We start from the raw sequence: 1,663 nt of genomic DNA on the forward strand, positions 1-1,663 counted from the left end.
CTCAGCCCGGATCCACCGGGTGATCGGTGCCGGGGAGGTTCCGTAGAACGAAGAGATGCCTTGCGACCTGCGATGATGGGAGTTCTCTAGGCTCCACCACGCACAATCAGCAAGGCATCTCGTAAGTGCAATCCTCTCACGCCGTCTCGGCCGTCTCCGCCGTGTTCGATGAGCCGAATCTGATCGCGGACGCGGGGCTGGTCCCGCTGGTCCGCCTGGCCGAGAGCGTCGGCCTGCCCGCCCTGGTTGGAGACCGGCTACGCATCGAAGACGCTGACAACGGTGCCGGAGCCAACCCGACGGCGAAGGTGATGACGCTGGTCGCGGCGATGTGCGCCGGGGCCGACTCGATCGACGACACCAACCGGCTCCGGCACGGCGCGATGGGCCGGTTGTTCGGCGGGGTCCGCGCTCCGTCCACCCTGGGCACCTTTCTGCGCGCCTTCACGCACGGGCACAACCGGCAACTCCACTCGGTGCACCGGGACTTCCTCGCCCGCCTGGCCCGGGCCACCCCACTGCTGCCCGGCCTGGAACAGGTGGCCTTCGTGGACATCGACCCCACCCACCGACGGGTCTACGGCCGCGCCAAGCAGGGCGCCGAGGTCGGACGGTTCAAGGGCGTACGCACCCTGCACCCGATCCTGGCCACCCTCTCCACGCCGCTGGCCCGCCCGGTGATCGCGGCCGTCCGACTGCGGCGGGGCAAGGCCGCCGACGCCCGCGGCGCCGGGCCCTTCACCGCCGAGGCCCTCACGGCCACCCGTCAGGCCGGCGCGAGCGGCACGGTGATCGTCCGCGCCGACAGCCAGTTCTACAACGCCGACGTCGTGGCCGCCTGCCGCCGCGCGAACGCCCGCTTCTCCGTCACCGTGCGGATGAACCCGCACGTCGCCGCCGCGATCAGCGCCATCGACGAGGACGCGTGGACGGCGATCCGCTACCCGGAGGCGTTCGTCGACCCCGACACCGGCGAGCTGGTCTCCGACGCCGAGGTCGCCGAGACCACCTACACCGCGTTCACCGGCCGCAAGAAGGCCGAGCACGTCACTGCCCGCCTGATCGTGCGCCGGGTCCGACGGCTCAACGCGGAAGTGGCCGCCGGGCAGGGCGAGTTGTTCACCGCCTGGCGCTACCACCCAGTGTTCACCGACAGCCCGTTCGAGATGCTCCAGGCCGAGCTCCAGCACCGGCAGCACGCCACGATCGAGCAGGTCATCGCGGACGGCAAGAGCTCTGCGCTGGCCCACCTTCCCTCCGGCGACTTCCAGGCCAACGCCGCCTGGCTCACCCTGTGGGCGACCGCGCACAACCTGCTGCGGGCCGCTGGAGCACTCGCCGGGACCTTTCACGCGAGGGCCACGACCGTGACCCTGCGGGCGCACCTGGTCCACGTCCCGGCCCGAATCGCCCGCACAGCACGGAAGTTCACCCTGCACCTGCCCGAGCGATGGCCCTGGCAGCACGACTTCACCGACCTGTTCGCCGCCGCCCACGCACCACCTGCCCGCTGACGACCCGACCACTCGCCCGCCAGGGCCCGACCGGAGCACACGTGGAAGAGCTGGGCAGACCAGCGGACACCGCACGTCCCCCGGCAGAGCACAACCCCGAAACCCCCTAAACGATCACTCGGGCGTCACATCGGTGGATTCGGGCTCAG

1 protein-coding gene is annotated in these 1,663 nt (G+C 70.9%); it reads left to right on the forward strand.

All coding sequences use genetic code 11. From position 1 onward, the window contains the following. The first annotated feature begins 125 nt into the window (after nucleotides 1-125). Nucleotides 126-1,514: an IS1380 family transposase gene (locus tag C7C46_RS33020; RefSeq protein WP_110673594.1), complete on the forward strand. Its 1,389-nt coding sequence runs from the start codon at nucleotides 126-128 to the stop codon at nucleotides 1,512-1,514. The last annotated feature ends 149 nt before the right edge of the window (nucleotides 1,515-1,663 follow it).

It is taken from the genome of Streptomyces tateyamensis (genome assembly GCF_003205575.1).
In the GTDB taxonomy this organism is placed as follows: domain Bacteria; phylum Actinomycetota; class Actinomycetes; order Streptomycetales; family Streptomycetaceae; genus Kitasatospora; species Kitasatospora tateyamensis.